Source organism: Agarivorans sp. 1_MG-2023 (assembly GCF_030548385.1).
Lineage (GTDB): Bacteria > Pseudomonadota > Gammaproteobacteria > Enterobacterales > Celerinatantimonadaceae > Agarivorans.
The window spans coordinates 345,765-365,138 of record NZ_JAUOSJ010000004.1; the positions used below are offsets into that span (position 1 = coordinate 345,765).

The window sequence follows — 19,374 nt, forward strand, 5'->3', positions numbered from 1 at the left end:
TCCTCGATACCTGACTAAATTACTAAGGTTTATTGTACGGCTTTTTTGTGAGCTCTGCTAGTGCTGCTAGCTGACGATTTTTTATGTTTAGGTTTATCGGTTCGCGCAATTGCCCAAACATCGACTTGTTCAGCCCCCGCTTGCTTGAGCATCTTGGCTATCACGTTGGCAGTGCTGCCAGTGGTCACCACGTCGTCTACTAATACCCAATGTTTAAATTGGATTTCGTGTTTAAGGCTAAAGCTGGCGGTTAAAGCACGCTGGCGTTGTTGCCGATTAAGGCTCGCTTGGCTTATGCCGTAGTGTTTACGTACCAGTGGTGAGCACATCGGTTTATTTAGTTGCTTAGCAATACTGCTGGCGAGTAACTCACTTTGATTAAAGCCTCGTCGCCATTGTTTAAACCAATGCAGAGGCACTGGTAAAAAAGCCTCAGGCAATATTGAGCCTTGTTGCTTGGTGTGGTTCAACAGTAGCCGACTTAAGGGTTTTGCTAGGTATTGTTGTTTGCCGTATTTGTAGGCTTTGATGACTGGTTCAAGTGGCCATTGGTAATCATTTAAACAAATGACTCGGTCGAAGTGGGGTGGTTCCTTTTGGCATTCTCCGCAAATACCCGCTTCGGCCAAGGGCAAATAACAGGTTTGGCAACGCTCACCATGTTGCCCACATAATATGGCGTAGCAGCTTGAGCAGCAAGCTTGCCTAGCGTTTTTGCATTGTAAGCAAAAAACACATTGGGTTGATTGCAGCAACGGATGGTTTAAAGCCTTGGAAAAACTGGTTAACATTGGCTCCCCTTATAAACGAGTAGTTAAGTGTAGATGAGCAAATTGCATTTTGAGCGGCAAGGCAGTGGGCCAACGTTAATTCTTATTCACGGTTGGGGTTTAAACGGCGCCGTTTGGCAGCCAGTGAGTGAATTATTGAGTCAGCACTTTACCGTTTATCGCTTTGATTTACCGGGTTTTGGTCACTCTACAGCTATCGAAACCTTAAGCCTTGAGGGAATGGCGCAAGCTATCGCAAAACAAGTACCAGAAAAAGCTCTGTGGCTGGGCTGGTCGTTAGGCGGCTTAGTGGCAAAACATGCCGCTATTCATTTGCCTGCGCATGTTGCCGGCTTAGTTACCGTTGCCAGTTCCGCCCACTTTGTCGCGGGGGAAGATTGGCCAGGCATTCAAGACAAAGTGCTTAGCGGTTTTGCTCTAGGGTTGCAGCAAGACTTTAATAAAACGCTACAACAATTTTTGGCGATTCAAGCCATGGGTAGCGCTCATGCCAAGCAAGATATCAAACAATTGCGTGACCTGCTGGCCGATAAACCTTTGCCTAAGTTAGACGCCTTACAGCAAGGTTTAGCCTTATTGCAGAGCCAAGACTTAAGAGCGCAAGTTGCTCAGATAAGCATGCCATGGTTACAACTTTATGGGCGCAGCGACGCCTTAGTACCAAAAGCCGCTATGGCGCAACATGCCGCATTACATAGTGAGGCGCAGCAGTACCAATTTGAAAGCTCATCACATGCTCCATTCATCTCCGAAAAAGCTTTGTTTGCAGATAAGATTATTGAGTTTGGGCGCACAGTAGTGGTGTAAAAGTGTACGATTTGCTAAAATTAGCTCTAATCATAGGTGGCTTTTTGCCGATTTAGTTGGAGGGCATATGCAAGTTGGAGCAGCGAACAGCGGTTATCAAATTATTGCTAACGCAAATCAACAAGTTAGCGAAAGTGCCCAAACCTTGGCTGAGGTCGCAGCAAAGCGGGAACCTCAGCAAAATGAAGTGGTTGATGCGCTAGTCAGTTTGAGCCAAGCCGAACTGTATGCCAAAGCGGGCGCTAAAGTGATTCAAACAGAATCAAAAATGTTAGGTACTTTATTGGATATAGAGGCCTAAAATGAATATCAATGTTAGCTTACCTAATGTGTTCCCCAATACGCTTTCGCCGCCCACCGATGCGGCGCGCCGCGACAATCAGTTGCGCCAAGTTATTGCCCAACCTAAAGAAGTTGCGAGCTTTGCCAAAGAGCCAGAAGTAGGCGCGGAAAAAGATCGCTCTAAACCACAAGTCACCGCCCAATATCCACAAGTTCAAGAACAGCAAAACGCTAAAATTAGCGAGCGAGAAACTCAGCAAGGTCGCGAGCAACAGGGTGACCAGCAAGGTAAACAGGGGGATCAAGCAAAAGACGGTGAGCAAGCGGGGTCGGGTCAATCAGGATCAGAGCAGCCAAGCGCCAGACAAAAAAGCCAAAACGAACTTAGTGAAGGCGAACAAAAAAAGGTTGATGAGCTCAGTTCTCGTGACCGTGAAGTGAGAACCCATGAAGCTCAACACCAAGCTGTTGGCGGCCAATACGCCAGCGCCGCTTCTTTTGAGCTAGAGCGTGGCCCTGATGGTAAGCAATATGCGGTAGGTGGCGAGGTATCAATTGATGTCAGTGAGATTCCTGATGATCCTCAAGCAACCATTGCTAAAATGGAACAAGTTCAGCGCGCAGCCTTAGCGCCAGCTGAGCCGTCGAGTCAAGATAGACAAGTTGCCGCACAAGCTCAACAAAAGGCCGCTGAAGCACAGCAAGAGCTTAACCATAGTCAACCTCCGGGCTTGTTAGCTTCAGACGAACAACCGTCGGCATTTGAAACAGGCTTAAACGCAACCGAAGAAGAGCAACAGTCTGCACAAGCTCAGCAACAACAAAATGCGCAAGCCCTGCAGCAACGTTACCCCGACATTGCGCAACAAATGGCGCAACGCAATGACCACATTCAGCAGCGTTATGCTAGTGCTGCAGCCTTTCGTCCGCAGTCACAATTAAGCTTGCAAGCTTAAACCCAGTAAGCGTAAGGCTACTTAGTCTTCCCCATATTGCTTTTTAGCCTTTTGGCCGCAGTCTCAATTACGTTTGCCAGCTTAAGCCAAGTAAACGCAAGCCTACTTGGCTTTCTCCCTGTTACTTTTTAGCTTTAGCAAAGGCATCTGCAAAGGCACTATTAATTGGTGCTGTTTTTTGCGGTTTAGCTGCGTGCCTAGGTGTTGCTCTACTGGTGGTTGCTTGTTTAGGTTTGCCTTGATGGGTACTTCTGGACTTGTTGTTATTTGCTGCAGTTTGAGGAATGTCGTCATCCAAACGGATGCTAAGGGCAATGCGTTTTCGCTGTGGTTCTACTTCCAGTACTTTCACTTTTACAATATCACCGGCTTTTACGACTTGGTGAGGGTCTTTTACAAAGTGATTGGCAAGGCAAGAAATATGCACCAAACCGTCTTGATGCACTCCTACATCAACAAAAGCGCCAAAGTTAGTCACGTTGGTCACTACCCCTTCTAGCAACATTGCAGGCTTTAAGTCACCGATGGTATTCACACCTTCTTTGAAGTTAGCCGTGGCAAACTCTGGGCGTGGATCGCGGCCGGGTTTTTTCAGCTCAGCGATAATGTCGGTTACGGTCGGCAAACCAAATTTGTCGTTAGTGAACTGTTTTGGGTCTAAGTTATTTAAGCGCTCGTTATTGGCAATTAATTGGCTTACTTGGCACTGGCTGTGTTTAGCTATCGCTTCAACCACTGGGTAGGCTTCGGGGTGCACTGCTGAGCCATCTAAGGCATTTTTAGCTTGATGGATACGTAAGAACCCGGCAGCTTGTTCAAAGGCCTTAGGCCCTAAACGCGCCACTTTTTTAATGGCTGCACGCGATTTAAATGCGCCATTCTCATCACGATAAGCCACAATATTTTGCGCGATAGTGCTGTTTAGCCCAGCCACAAAACTGAGTAACGGTGCCGATGCCATGTTGATATCAACACCCACCGCGTTTACACAGTCTTCTACCACGCTATCTAGTTGCTGCGACAACTTGCTCTGGCTTACATCGTGTTGGTATTGGCCAACACCAATGGCTTTGGGTTCAATTTTTACCAACTCAGCGAGAGGATCTTGCAGGCGACGAGCAATAGACACCGCGCCACGAATCGATACATCTAAATCAGGAAATTCCAAAGCGGCTAGTTCTGAAGCCGAATACACCGACGCGCCCGCTTCACTTACCATTACTTTTTGAATGCCCTGCGGAGGCAGCATGTTAATGAGGTCTGCGGCTAGTTTGTCGGTTTCACGAGAAGCCGTACCATTACCCACACTGATCAGTTTTACTTCATATTTAGTGACTAAACTGGCCAAGGTTTTTAGCGAGTCTTGCCACTGATTACGTGGCGCGTGAGGGTAAATGGTGTCGTAGGCTAGCATTTTTCCGGTAGCGTCAACTACGGCGACTTTCACACCAGTGCGTAAGCCGGGGTCTAAGCCTAAGGTCGCTTTAGCGCCAGCCGGGGCGGCCATCAGTAAATCGTTTAGATTACGAGAAAATACTGTAATGGCATCATCTTCGCCGTGTTCACGAATTTGGTTGAGTAGCTCAGTATCTAGCTGTAATTTTAGTTTTACTCGCCATGTCCATTGCACTACAGACGCCAACCAACGATCACTGGCAACACCCTTGGGATTGAGCTGAACGTAGTCTCGAATAATTTGCTCTGCTGGGTGGCTTAAGGCCTCGTCTTGTTCTACCTCAACGCTAAGGTTTAGGATGCCTTCATTACGACCTCGAAGAATCGCTAAAGCGCGATGCGATGGGATTTTGCCTATCGCTTCTTGGTAATCAAAGTAGTCTTGAAACTTTTGGCCGTTTTGTTGCTGGCCTTCTATTACCTCGGCTTTAACCACGGCGTTCTGCTGCAGAAACAAACGTAAGCTAGCAAGCAAAGGCGCTTGAATAGCAAAGCGTTCCATTAATATGAACTTTGCGCCATCTAATACCGCTTTACTATCGGCAAAGCCAGCCTCTACATTGATATAGGTTTCAGCTAAAGATTCCGGCGCGGTATCGGGCTGTTGAAGCAAAGCCTCGGCTAAAGGCTCTATGCCTGCTTCAATGGCTATTTGACCTTTAGTGCGGCGCTTTTTCTTGTAAGGCAGGTATAAATCTTCTAATTCGGTTTTGCTGGTCGCGGCATTAATGGCTTGCTCAAGCTGTGGAGTCAATTTGTCTTGTTCGGTAATTGACTTAAGAATGCTGATTCGGCGTAGCTGCATTTCTCGCAAGTAACTTAAACGCTGCTCTAGCAAACGCAGTTGCCCGTCGTCGAGTCCGCCAGTGGCTTCTTTTCGGTAGCGGGCAATAAAAGGCACTGTAGAGCCTTCGTCGAGCAGTGTAATGGCAGCGCTAACTTGCTGTGCGTTAGCATTAATATCTATGGCAATTTGTTGTTCAATATTTGACATGTGCTTGCTTATCTCAAGACGCCGTATCCTACGGCGATGGTGGCTCACTATCTTATTCAGTTATTGTGTGGCTTCAAGAAGAAATTAACTGTTTAAAAAGTTAATAATGTGAAAACAATTTCACAACGTGAGTTTTTTTTCATAACTGGTTCATAGATATGTTTGGTTGCATCCATTTGGTCATGGATATGTGAGCTGAAGCCTTAAATAAACAAAGTTTACTGATTACAGTGATAGTGATTTTAATGCCTCAGTTCAAGGAGAGCGAAATGAGCGCTAGCAGAAAGCCCCTATTCAGTTTAAACATTAGTTCTTTAAGCCAAGGACTCATCTTGGCCAGTTTAGTTAGTACCTCAGCCCATTCAGCGGGTGATGAAATGTTGCGAAATGCAGCGTTTGGCGGTGGCACCGATGGTTGGTGGTCTACTGGCGCAGAGCTTGTTATTAAAGATGGCGAAGCCTGTATGGATATAAAACGTGCTGGGTCTAACCCATGGGATGTTATTTTAGGTCAGCGTGGTTTTGGTTTGGAGGAAGGCGAAAGCTATTCGATTGATTTTACCGCCCGAGCCAATAAAAACACTGCCTTTACTACGCTTATTCAACATGAAGGTGCACCTTACACCCAATATTTCAATCAAGCTATTGAGGTATCTACCGAGCCCAAAGCCTTTAGCTTTACGTTTACTCAAGAGGTTTCCAGTGATGCGAAAACGGAGTTTCAATTTCAGTTAGGTGCTCAGCAAGAAGCCAATGTCTGCTTTAGTAACATTTCGGTGAAGGGGAAATCCTTTGTCATTGTGAACAATATCCCCAAAGTGCGACTTAATCAGTTGGGCTTCTTTCCAACATCTGAAAAGTTTGCCGTTATTAACAGTGACTCGCAGCAACCTATTTTTTGGCAGTTGAAAGATGCCAAAGGGGAAGTACTGGCGAACGGTAAAACACAAGTATTTGGAGAGAACAAAAGCTCTGGAGAGAATGTGCACCGGGCTGACTTTAGCCGAATCAACACACCACAAACAGGTTTAACCTTAGAATCTGCTGGCCAATCAAGCCATCCCTTCAGTATTACCGAGGATTTGTACGGTAAATTAAAACATGACGCATTAGCTTACTTTTACCAAAACCGCAGCGGTATTGAGGTTAAAGCTGATTTTGTACAGCGAGCTAATCTAGCGCGCCCAGCGGGTCATCCCTCAGATGTTGTGAGCTGTTTTGATAAAGCCGATGACAAAGGGAATCAATGGCCAGGCTGTGATTTTGATATGGACTTAACCGGCGGTTGGTATGATGCTGGCGACCATGGCAAATACGTGGTGAATGGTGGTATTAGTACCTGGACCTTAATGAACCTTTACGAGCGTTCGTTATGGATTGATGGCGCGCCAGAGCCCTTTGCTGATGGCAAACAAGCCATTCCAGAAGCTGGTAATGGAGTGAATGACCTCTTGGATGAAGCTCGCTGGAACATGGAGTTCATGTTGGCGATGCAAATTCCTGAAGGCAAAAAAGTATTTGTGCCGGTCGGTAACCAGCAAGATAATTTAAGTGCCTTAAAGCTGACTGAAATTGATGCCTCAGGATTAGCCTTTCATAAGGTGGCTGATGAAAAGTGGACTGGCATGCCGCTACCTCCCCATAAAGATACTCAAAAGCGCTATGTTGGCCAACCAAGTACAGCTGCCACACTTAACTTAGCGGCTACCGCTGCTCAGTGTGCGCGTATATGGAAAGAGATTGATGCTGATTTCTCCGCGCAGTGCTCAACTGCCGCTAGCCGCGCATGGCAAGCCGCAGCTGCGCACCCAGAAGTGTACGCTTACGATAACTTTACTGGTTCAGGCCCCTATGGCGACACGGAGTTAGCCGATGAGTTTTACTGGGCAGCCGCTGAGTTATTCATTAGCACTGGCGAAGAGCAATATCTAGAAGTCCTAAAAGCATCGCCTGCTTTCTTAGCGGCGCCACTAGGAGATGAAACCGCTAAAGGTGATTTGTTCTGGCAGGATTTAAGCTCGGCCGGTACCTTAAGCCTTGCACTAGTGCCAAGCAAATTAGACGAGGCCACTCGTGATAAAGCGCGCGCTAAGATCATTGCTACAGCCGACGGTTATTCGGCGCAATTGGCAAAAGAGGGTTACCACATTCCTTATACTGCCGAACAATACCCTTGGGGATCTAACTCCAACTTAGTAAACCGTGGCATATTCTTAACTTATGCTGCAGATTACAGTGGTGACAGCAAGTACATGCAAGCTCTAGTGCATGCCATGGACTACATTCTAGGGCGTAATCCTCTGGATCAGTCTTACATTACTGGCTACGGCAGTAACCCGCTAAAAAATCCTCACCACCGTTTTTGGGCACATCAAGCTGATGAAAACTCGCCAAAACCTGCTCCGGGTGCATTGTCGGGTGGACCAAACTCTATCAGCTTTAGCGACCCTGTTGCAGCCGGTATGAAAGGTAAATGTATTGGCCAAACGTGTTTTGTTGACGAAATAGGTGCTTGGACATTGAACGAAATTACCATCAACTGGAACGCACCATTAGTATGGGTAAGTAGTGTGTTAGATGAGCACCGCTTAGCGAAATAAGCTCAATAAAAGCAAGTAACTAGGCCAACCTAAGGTTGGCCTTTATTTATCTTTTACTAAAGCAAATGCTTTAACTAAGCGCTGTTGTGTTCAGATAATGTGATCTGCGACGTCGTTCTGGCGCTCAAATTCATTCAAAGCAAGTTCTTAGCTAAGTAGACGTATATAGTGGAGACAGGAATTTTGTCTCTTTGGTAACGTTACCACCACATGACCTGGCAAAGGGGAGATAAAATGCAAACTCGGGTTAGTTGTCAGAGAATCACTGTGAAAGATAAAAGCAAATTGGAACAACGCTCTACAGTATATGACGTTGCGGCGTTAGCGGGCGTTTCGCCGAGTACCGTGTCTCGGTTTATGAACCAGACTACCTATGTGTCTGATGCTAAACGTAAACAAATTCAAGCGGCTATGGTTGAACTAGGTTACAAGCCTGGTCAGCAAACAGGTGCCAGTGCTAGCAGCCGCACCATGACGATTGGGGTACTGGTACAACATCCAGATAGCCCATTTTATGCCTCTATTTTGCGCGGCATAGAAGAAGTATTACTGGCTCAAGGTTACTCACATATTATTGTTACAGGGCACTGGAATACCGAAGAAGAAACCGAGTCGATGCAGCTATTACTGTCGCGTTCGGTAGACGGTATTATTATTGTTACCGGTGGCTTGAGTGATGATCAGGTGCTTGAGTTTTCTAAGAAGCGCCCAATTGTGGCCCTGGGCCGTGAACTTGAAGCAGCCCGCTTACGTTCAATCAAAATTGAAAATTCTGTGGGCGCTTACATGGCCACCAATCACCTGATTCAATTAGGCCATCGAGAAATTGTTCATATAAAAGGTAATGCCGATCATCCTGATGCTCAACAGCGTTACGAAGGTTATTGCCAAGCTATGGAACATGCAGGTTTGCCAGTTAAATTGCAGCTGGTGGAGCAGGGTGACTTTACCGAGCAATCTGGTTTTGATGCTGTGCAGCGTTTATTGGCCAACAAGCGCCAGTTTAGTGCGATTTTTGCCGCTAATGATTTAACCGCCTACGGTGCTATGCAAGCCTTGTATCAAGCTAAGCGGCCAGTGCCAGAACGTGTTTCTGTGATTGGTTTTGATGATGTGCCAAGTTCGGCGTTTTTCATTCCGCCTTTGACCACGGTTCGCCAACCTATTTTTGATACTGGTTATGCCGCAGCGCTAGCCATATTGGATATGTTAAATGGCGGCGCTAATCAACAATTTAGGTTACCGCCTGTGGAATTAGTGAAACGCGAAACCACTCAAGCCCACATCATGTAACAAACTCTTGCCGTTATCCTGCCTAAGTCGTTTATAATTACCGGCTTAGGCAGAGACTATAAAACACCATGAAAACCAACTTAATTACCCGCGCCGGCTGGCACAAATTAGACAAAGAACTTAAATACTTATGGAAGGTAAAACGACCAGAAGTCACCCAAGCTGTTTCAGAAGCCGCTGCGCTTGGCGATCGCTCTGAAAATGCCGAGTATAAAGAAGGTAAACGAGAGTTACGCCGTATCGACTCTCGGCTGCGGTTTTTAAATAAACGTCTCGATGCATTAGAGATTGTTGATCATTATCCACAGCAAATTGGCAAAGTGTTTTTTGGCGCATGGGTCGAATTAGAAAACGACGATGCTACCGTGGTGCGCTACCGTATTGTTGGCACCGACGAAATAGACCCTAAGTTGGGTTACATCACTATCGACTCCCCCATGGCTCGTGCATTAATTGGTAAGCAAGTAGACGATGATGTGTTTGTAAAAACGCCTGAAGGCACCAAAGAATGGTGGATTAATCATATTCGTTACGCGCCTTTTGATAGCGAATAAAGAGGTAAATAGTTACCACCTCTCCCTCTGCTAAGGTTTTATTTACGGGTTAGTTTTAGATAAATCATAGATATCTACCCTTAAGCACTGATTTACTTAATGTTGAAAATATTTCATCTAAAGCTAAGTACAACATGAATAGCGTTGACTTCATTAACCATCTCTTTAGTATCTAGCGGTATAGACGTCTAAAAGTCTTTAACGGAGAAGGTCAATGGGATTTCACAACGCGCAACAAATCGAAACACTGAATCAAAGCTTAAGCGAGCTTAACCGCGATATTAACGTGTCCTTTGAGTTCTTTCCGCCTACCACAGAAACGATGGAGCAAACGCTTTGGGCGTCTATTGAGCGTTTACAAACCTTAAAACCAAAGTTTGTATCCGTGACTTATGGCGCCAACTCAGGAACACGAGATCGCACTCATAAGGTAATTAAAGCCATTAAAGATCGTACCGGCTTAGCGGCGGCACCGCACTTAACCTGCATTGATTCTACGCCCGATGAGCTGCGCCAAATTGCCCGTGATTACTGGAACAGTGGTATTAAAGATATTGTTGCCTTACGGGGAGATTTGCCAGAAGGTTCGGCTAAACCGCAAATGTACGCGAGCGATTTGGTGGCGCTACTTAAAGAAGAAGCTGACTTTGATATTTCGGTGGCGGCCTACCCAGAGGTTCACCCTGAAGCGAAAAGTGCTCAAGCCGATTTGCTTGCGCTTAAACGTAAAATGGACGCGGGCGCTAATCGCGCGATTACTCAGTTTTTCTTCGACGTTGAAAGCTATTTACGCTTTCGAGATCGCTGCGCGGCCATAGGCATTGAAGGCGAAATTGTACCGGGAATTTTGCCGGTATCGAATTACAAAACCCTGAAAAAGTTTGCTTCGTTTGCCAATGTAAAAGTACCTAGTTGGCTACATGGACAGTTTGCAGGTTTAGATAACGACCAAACAACCCGTAACCTAGTGGGAGCGAGTGTTGCCATTGAGATGGTGAAAGTATTGTCTCGCGAAGGGGTGAAAGACTTCCACTTCTATACGCTTAATCGCTCTGAGTTATCTTATGCTATTTGCCATACGCTAGGTGTGCGTCCAGCGGAGGCAATCCCAGCTTAACTATTGGTTAAAACTTAGCTATTTAGGCTTAGCAAACGCTAAGCCTTTTTTATTTTAAGCGACTTGGCTAGCTACATTAACAAGGCATTTACCGCGGAACAAATCAGCCACATACTGAACGCGTAATACCAGTTGTTTTTTAGGATTTGCGAAGTTGAAAACTGATAACGCCCAATCATAGTTAAGCCTACCCCCGACAAAGGACTGCTGCCGGTAGAGATTGCCCAAGAGCTAAGGAATAAAAAGCCTAACTGGCTTGGTTCTGGGTTAAGGGGTAATAACAAGGGGCTGGCTAAAGAGATACTAATCACTGGATGAATGCCAAACATGCAGGCCACAATCATCAGAGCTAATACTACTGCAAAGGTTAGATCTGAAAATTCAATGTTATGTAAGCTCAAGGCTTCAGGGTAGGCCAATAACAAAGCTTTAATGCCGGCCGAGAACACCCCCGCGGCTAAAAACAGCACATATTGGCTACCTACGTTAGATAGGCGGTGTGTAATGAACTGCCGAGCAATAACGACCTTCGATTTACCTTTGGCAAAGGTGAGCGCTGCAATAGGCGCTAAACAGGTAATCATCAAAATAATACTGAAATCAGGAAAGGCAAAATGCAGCCCGATAACCGTGACCGCCAATACAAAAGGAATGGTTAAGCTCTCGCGGCGCAATGGGTAGCCGGCAAAATTGTCTTTATCGCGTAACGAAACTTCTGCGGTGGTAAAAATAAGTGCAATCAAGGCCATTAAGGCCCCTGGCAATAATACATCTAACCACTGCATGCCTGGCGCGTAGGTAATGGATACTGCAGTGGCAATGAAAAAAGGAGACCACCAGGCCGCCGCACAAAAGCAACGCATAAGTACCTTTTGCTGGGCGTTGGTGAGTTGCTTTTGCTTTGCTAATCGGTCGCCAACAATAAAGATTATCGACAGGTTGATTATAGCGCCAAGTAAGTTCACCCCTAAGGCGGTAGAGGCGATGCTGCGTTTACCGGTGGGTAGTGGGTCTTGCTGGTTTTCTGGATTGGCTAAGGCGAGGAAAGACACCGCACTAAACATGGCTAATAAGGGGAGGTTAATAGACAAAACGTCTATTGGGCTTAGCAAGGTATTTTGGCTAGCGGCGAGCAACAACAAAACTATACCTATGCTTAACAAACAGCCTGCCTGAATGCGTATCGCGCGGCTTAACTGTGGCAAGTACGCCAGTGCTGCCGCCCAAGTCACTACGGTGGCTAAGCCAACGCCTATTACTTCAAAAGCATACAGCAGATAAAGCAGTAATGAGGCGAGAAATAACCATCCTTTGTATTGTTGCATTGAAGACATCCTAAGGATCAATGAGCGACACCGTGAAGCCGAGCGGCTTCTTGCTGTAAATAATTAAATAGAGTGTTAGCTTAGCCTAAGAACAAACAACCCCGCGTAAAGCGGGGTTGTTATTACTCAAGCTTATTGCTTAGCCGGTGTTACGCATGCCGGCTGCGATACCTGCAATACTCACCATTAAGGCTTGGTCTACTACTGGGCATAGTTCTTCGTTGGCACGAGAACGATTAAGCAGTTCAACCTGCAATACATGCAGAGGATCAATATACGGGTTACGTAAGTTAAGCGATTCTACTACCCAAGCTTGATTCGCTAATAAGCGATTATCTGGTGCTAGCGACACAATAGCGGCTTTGGCTGTTTCTAGCTTAGTACGTAGTTTTTCACCAAGTACTTGGAGCTCTGGCTCAACCAAGCGGTCATCATAGATTTTAGATAGCCAAGTATCAGCTTTCATAAATACCATTTCTAACATTGCTAGGCGATTATCAAAGAATGGCCACGCGCGCATCTCGGTTAATAATTCACTCTTACCGTCTTTAATCAAACCTTCGAACGCTGCACCACTGCCTAACCAAGCAGGAAGTAGCAAACGGTTTTGACTCCAAGAGAAAATCCATGGAATGGCGCGTAAGCTTTCTACACCACCGTCGGAGCGGCGCTTCGCAGGGCGACTACCTAATGGCAGTTTAGCCAGTTCACGTTCTGGTGTGGCTGCGCGGAAGTAAGGCACAAAGTCTTCTTCGCCCCAAACAATGCCACGGTAGGCTTCGCAAGAGGTCTCAGCGATTTGGTCCATCACGTCGCGCCATTCATCTTTTGGCTCCATAGGTGGAACTAAGTTAGCTTCTAGTACCGCACTGGCGTAAAGATTTAAGCTGTCTAAGGCTACTTTTGGTAAACCAAACTTAAAGCGAATCATCTCGCCTTGCTCGGTCACACGTAAGCCACCTTTTAATGAACCTGGAGGTTGCGACAACAGTGCGGCGTGTGCCGGAGCACCACCACGACCAATAGTACCGCCACGACCATGGAACAAGGTTAAGCTAATCGAATGGCCTTCGCAGATAGAGACCAGCGCCTCTTGTGCGCGATATTGCGCCCATGAAGCAGCAAGTACGCCAGCATCTTTAGCGGAATCAGAGTAACCAATCATTACATGTTGCTGACCCGAGATATAACCGCGATACCAATCAATAGATAGCAGCTTGCTCATAGTCGCTGGAGCGTTGTTCAAATCGTCTAGGGTTTCGAACAATGGCGCAACAGGTAAACGGAATGGACAACCGGCTTCTTGCAACAATAGTTGAACCGCCAATACGTCTGATGGCTCACTGGCCATAGAAATAATGTAAATACCTAAGGCTTCGCGTTCTTGCTTGGCAATAACGGCACAGGTATCTAGTACTTCTTGAACCGACTCACTAGGCTCCCAAGCGCGTGGGAATAATGGACGTTTTGAATTCAATTCTTGTAATAAGAAGTGCTGTTTATCCGTTTCGTTCCAATGTGCGTAATCGCCCATGCCTAAGTAGCGAGTGATTTCCGAGAATACTTCCTCGTGGCGACCACTATCTTGGCGAATGTCTAAACGCAGTAAGTTGATACCGAAACAGGCAATACGACGCAGTAAATCTAGCAAGGTGCCGTCGGCAATAATGCCCATGCCACAATCTTGTAGCGAGTAGTAACACAGCTCTAAAGGCTCGCGCAGTTGCTCGGTATTGGTGATAAGGTCACGTGCTTCGGTGTATTGGCCTTTTAATTTAGCCGTTAAGTAGTCGTGAGTTTCTTGCAACTCGCTACGTAATACTTTTAGTAGCGCGCGGTAAGGTTCGCTTTGGTCGCCAGTTTGCTCAAGCAGTGCTTCATTGGCATCACTCATCGACAATTCGCTAACCAAGGTTTGTATTTCTTTTAAGTACAAATCTACTGCTACCCAGCGGCTAGAAAGCAATACTTCTTCGGTAACATTTGCGGTAACAAAAGGGTTACCGTCGCGGTCACCACCCATCCACGAAGAAAATACTACTGGCGCAGCATCGAGTGCCATACGCATGTCAAAGTGTTGGCCTAGTTTGTTGTCTAGCTGGCGAACAAAATCAGGTACGGCATGCCATAAAGAGTTTTCGATTACCGCAAAGCCCCATTTAGCTTCATCTACGGGAGTAGGGCGTTGCTGGCGAATCTCATCAGTATGCCAAGCTTGATTAACCAATTGCTCTAAGCGGCCAAGTAATTGGCTACGTTCGCGGTCAGGCAGGTCTAGCTCCAACCAATCTAAGCAATTGTTAATGGCAACGTGTTTGTTAATTAAGGTACGGCGAGTCACTTCGGTAGGGTGAGCAGTAAGTACTAGCTCTATATTCAGTTGCGCTACAGCATGATGAATTTCAGCTTCGCTCAGGTTTTCGCTTTTTAGTTTTTGAAACACTAAGTCGATAGGATCTTGTGCGCAGGTACTGCCTTCGCAGTTGCGCGAAATAGTGTGAAACTGTTCGGCAATATTGGCAAGATTCAAAAATTGGCTAAAGGCGCGGGTTACCGGCAGTAGCTCGTCATCACTTAGGTTACGCAACAACTCTAGTAGTTGCTCGCGGGCTTGGTCATCATCATTTCGTGAAGCTTTAGCTAGCTGGCGAATGGTTTCTACTTTTTCTAGAAACGCTTCTCCCATGTGGCTCTTAATGGTGTTGCCAAGTAGTTGTCCGAGTAAGTTAACATTTCCTCGTAACGACCCATTGATTTCTTGAGGCATTGTTTGGCTCATTCTTTTTCCTTCACTTGTGTTTGCTAGCGATTATTGAAATTTTTTTACTAAATCACCCTAGTCCTGATGCAAAAACATACCTAAGACTGGCCATATAGTCAAAATACATGTAATTAAATTACAGTTAACGACGAATCCTTTGCTTAGGATCAAGCGCTTCCCCATAGATTATTGTCGATATTTGTAGAACTGCGACTTTGTTTTCGCTTCTTTTTAGTCGATGTTTATAAAATCAAAGGTAAATAAAAATTCATTTTTATTGCATAAAGAATTGCCTGTGGTATGCTCCGCTTATAGTAGATAAGCACCAAAAAAATTGTGCTTAAAAAAGTGACTTTTTGTTTAATTGGTCAGTAAAATAGCCTCTTACAAAAAACACTATGCCATAAGATTTCAAGGGAACAAGAAACGATGTTAAAGGCTGCGATTGTTGGAGCAAGTGGGTACACCGGTGCAGAGTTAGCGGCTTATGTTAGTCGCCACTCTCAATTAACGCTTGCGGGTTTGTACGTATCAGAGCGTAGCTTAGACGCAGGCAAGGCGCTGTCTGCCTTGCACGGTAAATTACGTGGCGTGGTAGATGCGCCGGTACAACCGTTAATTGTTGCTGATATTGCCAATACCTTTGCCGATGTTGACATTGTTTTACTGGCGACCGCACACGAGGTAAGTCACGATTTAGCCGAGGCGTTTTTGGCGACCGGCTGTCAGGTGTTCGATTTGTCGGGTGCCTTTCGTGTTCAAAGTGCTGACTTCTACGAAAAATTCTATGGCTTTACTCATCAATTTCCTGAGTTATTAGAAAAAGCCGTATACGGTTTAGCTGAATGGAATGCCGAACAAATTAAGCAAACCGATTTAGTGGCTGTTGCGGGTTGTTACCCTACCGCCTCTCTTACTGCGCTTAAGCCTTTGGCCGAGGCAGGGCTGATTGATGAAAACAGCAAAGCGATTATTAATGCCACCAGTGGGGTGAGTGGGGCTGGGCGTAAAGCATCTTTAACCAGCTCATTCTGCGAAGTTAGCTTAGCGCCTTACGGCGTATTTAATCATCGTCATCAGCCAGAAATTGCTGCGCACTTAGGTCATCCGGTTATTTTCACTCCTCATCTTGGTAACTTTAAGCGCGGTATTTTAGCCACCATTAACGTTTGCCTAAAAGCGGGTACTACCGAACAACAAGTTAATGAGGCTTATCAGCAAGCTTACGCCGGGCAAAACATTGTGCGGGTGCTAAGCGGTGAGTGGCCATCAATCGCTAAAGTTGAAAGCACGCCATTTATTGATTTAGCTTGGCAGCAACAAGGCGATGACTTAATTGTGGTATCGGCCGAAGACAACTTATTGAAAGGGGCCGCTAGCCAAGCCATTCAATGTTTAAACATTCGTAACGGCTTTGCCGTTAGTGAATCACTAGTTTAAGGGCTAATTATGAAACCATTAGTGATTAAATTAGGTGGCGCGGTATTGAATAATGCTCAAGCCTTGGATAACTTGTTTGCTGCGCTTCAGCAAGTTTCGCAACCTATTGTGCTGGTACATGGCGGTGGCGTGGTGGTTGAAGACGTATTGGCTAAAACCGGCTTTGTATCAGAAAAGCTAGACGGCTTGCGTATTACCCCAAAAGAACAAATCCCTTATGTGGTTGGTGCCCTTGCCGGTACCAGTAACAAATTGCTGTTAGCTCAAGCTTTAAAAGCAGGTTTATCGGCTGTAGGTTTATGTTTAAGTGACGCTGGCAGTTGCAAGGTTGTGCAAATGGACCCACGGTTGGGCCATGTAGGTGAAGTATCACCAAGCAATCCTGCGTTGTTAAGCAGCTTAATCAGCTTAGGCCATGTGCCGGTGTTGAGTTCCATTGGTATTGGTGAAGACGGCGAGTTATATAATGTAAACGCTGACCAAGCGGCTTTAGCTGTGTGCAAACTATTACAAGGCCAATTGGTATTGTTGTCTGACGTTGCCGGCGTGCTTGACCAAAATAAGCAGCTGGTGGCTGAGTTAAATAGCCAATTAGCCGAGAAACTAATTGCCGACGGTGTGATTACCGATGGCATGACGGTAAAAGTGAACGCCGCCTTAGATGCTGCAGCATTTTTACAAACACCAGTAGCGCTAGCATCATGGAAAGATCCAGCGAAACTGGCCAGCTTGTTAGCTGGACAAACACACAATGGTGAGTCGGTAGGGACTCAGGTTACCGTTTAAGGAAAGAAGATGAGTGATTTTAAACACCTGCTGAGCTTGCAGGACTTAACTCAAGAGCAAATTTTAGGGCTATTGGAATTGGCCGCTAAGATTAAGAAAACACCAAAAGATTACGGCCAAACCTTAGCCGGGAAAAGTGTGGTAACCCTTTTCGAAAAACCCTCGTTACGTACTCGCGTCACCTTTGATATTGGCATTAACCGCTTAGGCGGCCATGCGGTATACCTAGATCAACAAAACGGTGCCATGGGCGAGCGCGAAAGTGTAAAAGACTTTGCATCAAATATTACTCGTTGGGCCGACGCCATTGTTGCACGTGTGTTCTCGCACAAAACATTACAAACCCTGCGAGATAATTCGTCGGTGCCTATCATCAATTCCCTGTGTGATTTATACCATCCTTGCCAAGGGCTTGCCGATTTTCAAACCATTAGCGAGCAATACTCAGATTTAAGCAAAGTGAAGTTAGCTTATTTGGGTGAAGGTAATAACGTCACGCATTCGTTATTATTGGGCGGCGCCATTTTAGGGATGGAAGTCGCAGCTGTGTGCCCACTGGGCGCAAGCCCGGACGCTCAGATTGTACAAAAAGCCAATGAGCTAGCCAAAATCCACGGTGGCAAAATTGTTGTTACCAACAATGTGGAAGACATTAAAGGCTACGATGTGGTTTACGGCGATACTTGGGTATCGATGGGCGACGACACGCCGTTGCAATCTGTAAAAGATAAGTACATGGCTTATCAGATTAACCAGAATTTGATGCAATCATGTGGCATTAACCACGTATTGCACTGCCAACCTGCTCACCGCGAGTTGGAAATTACTTCGGAAGTGATGGATGGGCCTCAGTCGTTGATCTTTGATCAAGCTGAGAATCGCATGCATGCACAAAACGCCGTATTAGTGAGTTTATTAAGTTAGTGGCTATTCAGCTAAGAGCTGAGTTGAACAAGGAATTTTAAGAATGTCAGATATCAAAAAAGTTGTATTAGCATACTCAGGTGGTTTGGATACGTCGGCCATCATTCCGTGGTTAAAAGAAACCTACAACGATTGTGAAATTGTTGCTTTTTGTGCCGATGTGGGTCAAGGCGAAGAAGAGCTGGTTGGCCTTGAAGAAAAAGCCTTAGCGTCTGGTGCTTCAGAGTGTTACATCGTTGACCTTAAAGAAGAGTTTGTTGCTGACTACATCTACCCAACTATCGCTACTGGTGCTGTTTATGAAGGTACTTACTTGTTAGGCACTTCAATGGCGCGTCCTATCATTGCTAAAGCGCAAGTAGAAGTAGCCCGTAAAGTGGGTGCCGATGCGGTATGTCATGGCTGTACTGGTAAAGGTAACGACCAAATTCGTTTCGAAAGCTGCTTTGCAGCCCTTGCTCCAGAGCTAAAAGTGATTGCACCTTGGCGTGAATGGGAAATGGAAAGCCGTGAAGATTTGCTCGATTACCTAGCAGAGCGCAAAATCGAAACCACCGCTTCAGCTACCAAAATCTATAGCCGTGACGCTAACGCGTGGCACATTTCGCACGAAGGTGGTGAGCTTGAAGACCCATGGAACGAGCCAAGTAAAGGTGTGTGGACCTTAACAGTTGATCCAGTCGATGCGCCAAACGAGCCAGAATACGTAAACCTTAAAGTTGAAAATGGCCGTGTTGTTGCAGTAAACGATGAAGCATTAAGCCCTTACCAAGTCGTAATGAAGCTGAACGATATTGCTGCAGCTCATGGTGTTGGCCGTATCGACATTACCGAAAACCGCACCGTGGGTATGAAGTCTCGTGGTTGTTACGAAACGCCAGGCGGCACGGTAATTGTGGCTGCTTTACGTGCGATTGAAGAATTGGTTCTCGATAAAACCTCACGTGTATGGCGTGAGAAAGTGGGTCAAGAAATGGCACACTTGGTGTATGACGGTCGTTGGTTCACGCCTTTATGTACTTCACTAATCGCCGCTTCTGAAGCAATGGCTGCTGATGCTAACGGTGACGTAGTGATTAAGTTATACAAAGGCCAAGCGGTAGCGGTACAAAAACGCTCACCAAATAGCTTGTACTCAGAAGAGTTTGCCACTTTTGGTGAAGACCAAGTGTACGATCAAAAGCACGCTGAAGGCTTTATTCGTTTATACTCTCTAGCCAGCCGGATCCGTGCTTTAAATAGCAAATAAGATTGGCCGACGTATAAGCAGGAAATACACAGACCTCAGA

15 protein-coding genes are annotated in these 19,374 nt (G+C 46.0%); 11 read left to right on the forward strand and 4 right to left on the reverse strand.

What is annotated here, in order from left to right:
- Window positions 1-29: 29 nt before the first annotated feature.
- Window positions 30-791 (reverse strand): ComF family protein, encoded by a 762-nt coding sequence (locus tag Q4592_RS07915; protein ID WP_303511776.1) that lies wholly within the window; start codon window positions 789-791, stop codon window positions 30-32.
- 33 nt (window positions 792-824) lie between these two features.
- Here Q4592_RS07915 and bioH point away from each other — a divergent pair, with 33 nt between their 5' ends.
- The 3 genes from bioH (at window position 825) to Q4592_RS07930 (ending at window position 2,836) form a co-directional block, all read left to right on the forward strand.
- On the forward strand, window positions 825-1,598 hold the full coding sequence (bioH, locus tag Q4592_RS07920) for a pimeloyl-ACP methyl ester esterase BioH (protein ID WP_303511777.1): 774 nt from the start codon (window positions 825-827) through the stop codon (window positions 1,596-1,598).
- Between the two features lie 67 nt (window positions 1,599-1,665).
- Window positions 1,666-1,899, forward strand: coding sequence for a flagellar biosynthesis protein FlgE (locus Q4592_RS07925; protein ID WP_137674391.1), 234 nt, complete (start codon window positions 1,666-1,668; stop codon window positions 1,897-1,899).
- Between the two features lies 1 nt (window position 1,900).
- On the forward strand, window positions 1,901-2,836 hold the full coding sequence (locus tag Q4592_RS07930) for a putative metalloprotease CJM1_0395 family protein (RefSeq protein WP_303511779.1): 936 nt from the start codon (window positions 1,901-1,903) through the stop codon (window positions 2,834-2,836).
- Window positions 2,837-2,957: 121 nt separating this feature from the next.
- On the opposite strand, the gene Q4592_RS07935 is transcribed toward Q4592_RS07930, so the two are convergent.
- A complete protein-coding gene (locus tag Q4592_RS07935; protein WP_303511780.1) occupies window positions 2,958-5,285 on the reverse strand; it encodes a Tex family protein in 2,328 nt (775 codons plus the stop codon).
- 269 nt (window positions 5,286-5,554) lie between these two features.
- Here Q4592_RS07935 and Q4592_RS07940 point away from each other — a divergent pair, with 269 nt between their 5' ends.
- The 4 genes from Q4592_RS07940 (at window position 5,555) to metF (ending at window position 10,849) form a co-directional block, all read left to right on the forward strand.
- Entirely contained in the window at window positions 5,555-7,885 is a 2,331-nt protein-coding gene (locus tag Q4592_RS07940) for a glycoside hydrolase family 9 protein (protein ID WP_303511781.1), read from the forward strand.
- Between the two features lie 234 nt (window positions 7,886-8,119).
- Entirely contained in the window at window positions 8,120-9,178 is a 1,059-nt protein-coding gene (locus Q4592_RS07945; protein WP_235836245.1) for a substrate-binding domain-containing protein, read from the forward strand.
- A 68-nt stretch (window positions 9,179-9,246) separates the two neighbouring features.
- Complete coding sequence (gene greB / locus Q4592_RS07950; protein ID WP_303511782.1) at window positions 9,247-9,732, forward strand: transcription elongation factor GreB; 486 nt, start codon at window positions 9,247-9,249, stop codon at window positions 9,730-9,732.
- A 214-nt stretch (window positions 9,733-9,946) separates the two neighbouring features.
- Window positions 9,947-10,849: a methylenetetrahydrofolate reductase gene (gene metF, locus Q4592_RS07955; protein WP_303511783.1), complete on the forward strand. Its 903-nt coding sequence runs from the start codon at window positions 9,947-9,949 to the stop codon at window positions 10,847-10,849.
- A 71-nt stretch (window positions 10,850-10,920) separates the two neighbouring features.
- Here the strand turns inward: metF and Q4592_RS07960 are convergent, their stop codons facing one another.
- Both Q4592_RS07960 and ppc read right to left on the reverse strand, forming a co-directional pair.
- Window positions 10,921-12,174, reverse strand: coding sequence for a hypothetical protein (locus Q4592_RS07960; protein ID WP_303511784.1), 1,254 nt, complete (start codon window positions 12,172-12,174; stop codon window positions 10,921-10,923).
- A 139-nt stretch (window positions 12,175-12,313) separates the two neighbouring features.
- Entirely contained in the window at window positions 12,314-14,953 is a 2,640-nt protein-coding gene (ppc, locus tag Q4592_RS07965; protein WP_368411617.1) for a phosphoenolpyruvate carboxylase, read from the reverse strand.
- Window positions 14,954-15,364: 411 nt separating this feature from the next.
- Between ppc and argC the strand changes: the two genes are divergently transcribed.
- The 4 genes from argC to Q4592_RS07985 are packed head-to-tail and all read left to right on the forward strand — an operon-like array spanning window position 15,365 to window position 19,334.
- A complete protein-coding gene (gene argC / locus Q4592_RS07970; RefSeq protein WP_303511785.1) occupies window positions 15,365-16,375 on the forward strand; it encodes an N-acetyl-gamma-glutamyl-phosphate reductase in 1,011 nt (336 codons plus the stop codon).
- A gap of 9 nt (window positions 16,376-16,384) precedes the next feature.
- A complete protein-coding gene (gene argB, locus Q4592_RS07975) occupies window positions 16,385-17,161 on the forward strand; it encodes an acetylglutamate kinase (RefSeq protein ID WP_303511786.1) in 777 nt (258 codons plus the stop codon).
- Window positions 17,162-17,170: 9 nt separating this feature from the next.
- On the forward strand, window positions 17,171-18,085 hold the full coding sequence (locus Q4592_RS07980; RefSeq protein ID WP_303511787.1) for an ornithine carbamoyltransferase: 915 nt from the start codon (window positions 17,171-17,173) through the stop codon (window positions 18,083-18,085).
- Between the two features lie 43 nt (window positions 18,086-18,128).
- Complete coding sequence (locus Q4592_RS07985) at window positions 18,129-19,334, forward strand: argininosuccinate synthase (RefSeq protein ID WP_303511789.1); 1,206 nt, start codon at window positions 18,129-18,131, stop codon at window positions 19,332-19,334.
- Window positions 19,335-19,374: the final 40 nt, after the last annotated feature.

What these genes read in the sequence shown, in the direction of transcription:
- Q4592_RS07915 (WP_303511776.1), bottom strand. Translation starts at nt 791, where the DNA reads ATGTTAACCAGTTTTTCCAAGGCTTTAAACCATCCGTTGCTGCAATCA.
- bioH (WP_303511777.1), top strand. Translation starts at nt 825, where the DNA reads ATGAGCAAATTGCATTTTGAGCGGCAAGGCAGTGGGCCAACGTTAATT.
- Q4592_RS07925 (WP_137674391.1), top strand. Translation starts at nt 1,666, where the DNA reads ATGCAAGTTGGAGCAGCGAACAGCGGTTATCAAATTATTGCTAACGCA.
- Q4592_RS07930 (WP_303511779.1), top strand. Translation starts at nt 1,901, where the DNA reads ATGAATATCAATGTTAGCTTACCTAATGTGTTCCCCAATACGCTTTCG.
- Q4592_RS07935 (WP_303511780.1), bottom strand. Translation starts at nt 5,285, where the DNA reads ATGTCAAATATTGAACAACAAATTGCCATAGATATTAATGCTAACGCA.
- Q4592_RS07940 (WP_303511781.1), top strand. Translation starts at nt 5,555, where the DNA reads ATGAGCGCTAGCAGAAAGCCCCTATTCAGTTTAAACATTAGTTCTTTA.
- Q4592_RS07945 (WP_235836245.1), top strand. Translation starts at nt 8,120, where the DNA reads ATGCAAACTCGGGTTAGTTGTCAGAGAATCACTGTGAAAGATAAAAGC.
- greB (WP_303511782.1), top strand. Translation starts at nt 9,247, where the DNA reads ATGAAAACCAACTTAATTACCCGCGCCGGCTGGCACAAATTAGACAAA.
- metF (WP_303511783.1), top strand. Translation starts at nt 9,947, where the DNA reads ATGGGATTTCACAACGCGCAACAAATCGAAACACTGAATCAAAGCTTA.
- Q4592_RS07960 (WP_303511784.1), bottom strand. Translation starts at nt 12,174, where the DNA reads ATGCAACAATACAAAGGATGGTTATTTCTCGCCTCATTACTGCTTTAT.
- ppc (WP_368411617.1), bottom strand. Translation starts at nt 14,953, where the DNA reads ATGAGCCAAACAATGCCTCAAGAAATCAATGGGTCGTTACGAGGAAAT.
- argC (WP_303511785.1), top strand. Translation starts at nt 15,365, where the DNA reads ATGTTAAAGGCTGCGATTGTTGGAGCAAGTGGGTACACCGGTGCAGAG.
- argB (WP_303511786.1), top strand. Translation starts at nt 16,385, where the DNA reads ATGAAACCATTAGTGATTAAATTAGGTGGCGCGGTATTGAATAATGCT.
- Q4592_RS07980 (WP_303511787.1), top strand. Translation starts at nt 17,171, where the DNA reads ATGAGTGATTTTAAACACCTGCTGAGCTTGCAGGACTTAACTCAAGAG.
- Q4592_RS07985 (WP_303511789.1), top strand. Translation starts at nt 18,129, where the DNA reads ATGTCAGATATCAAAAAAGTTGTATTAGCATACTCAGGTGGTTTGGAT.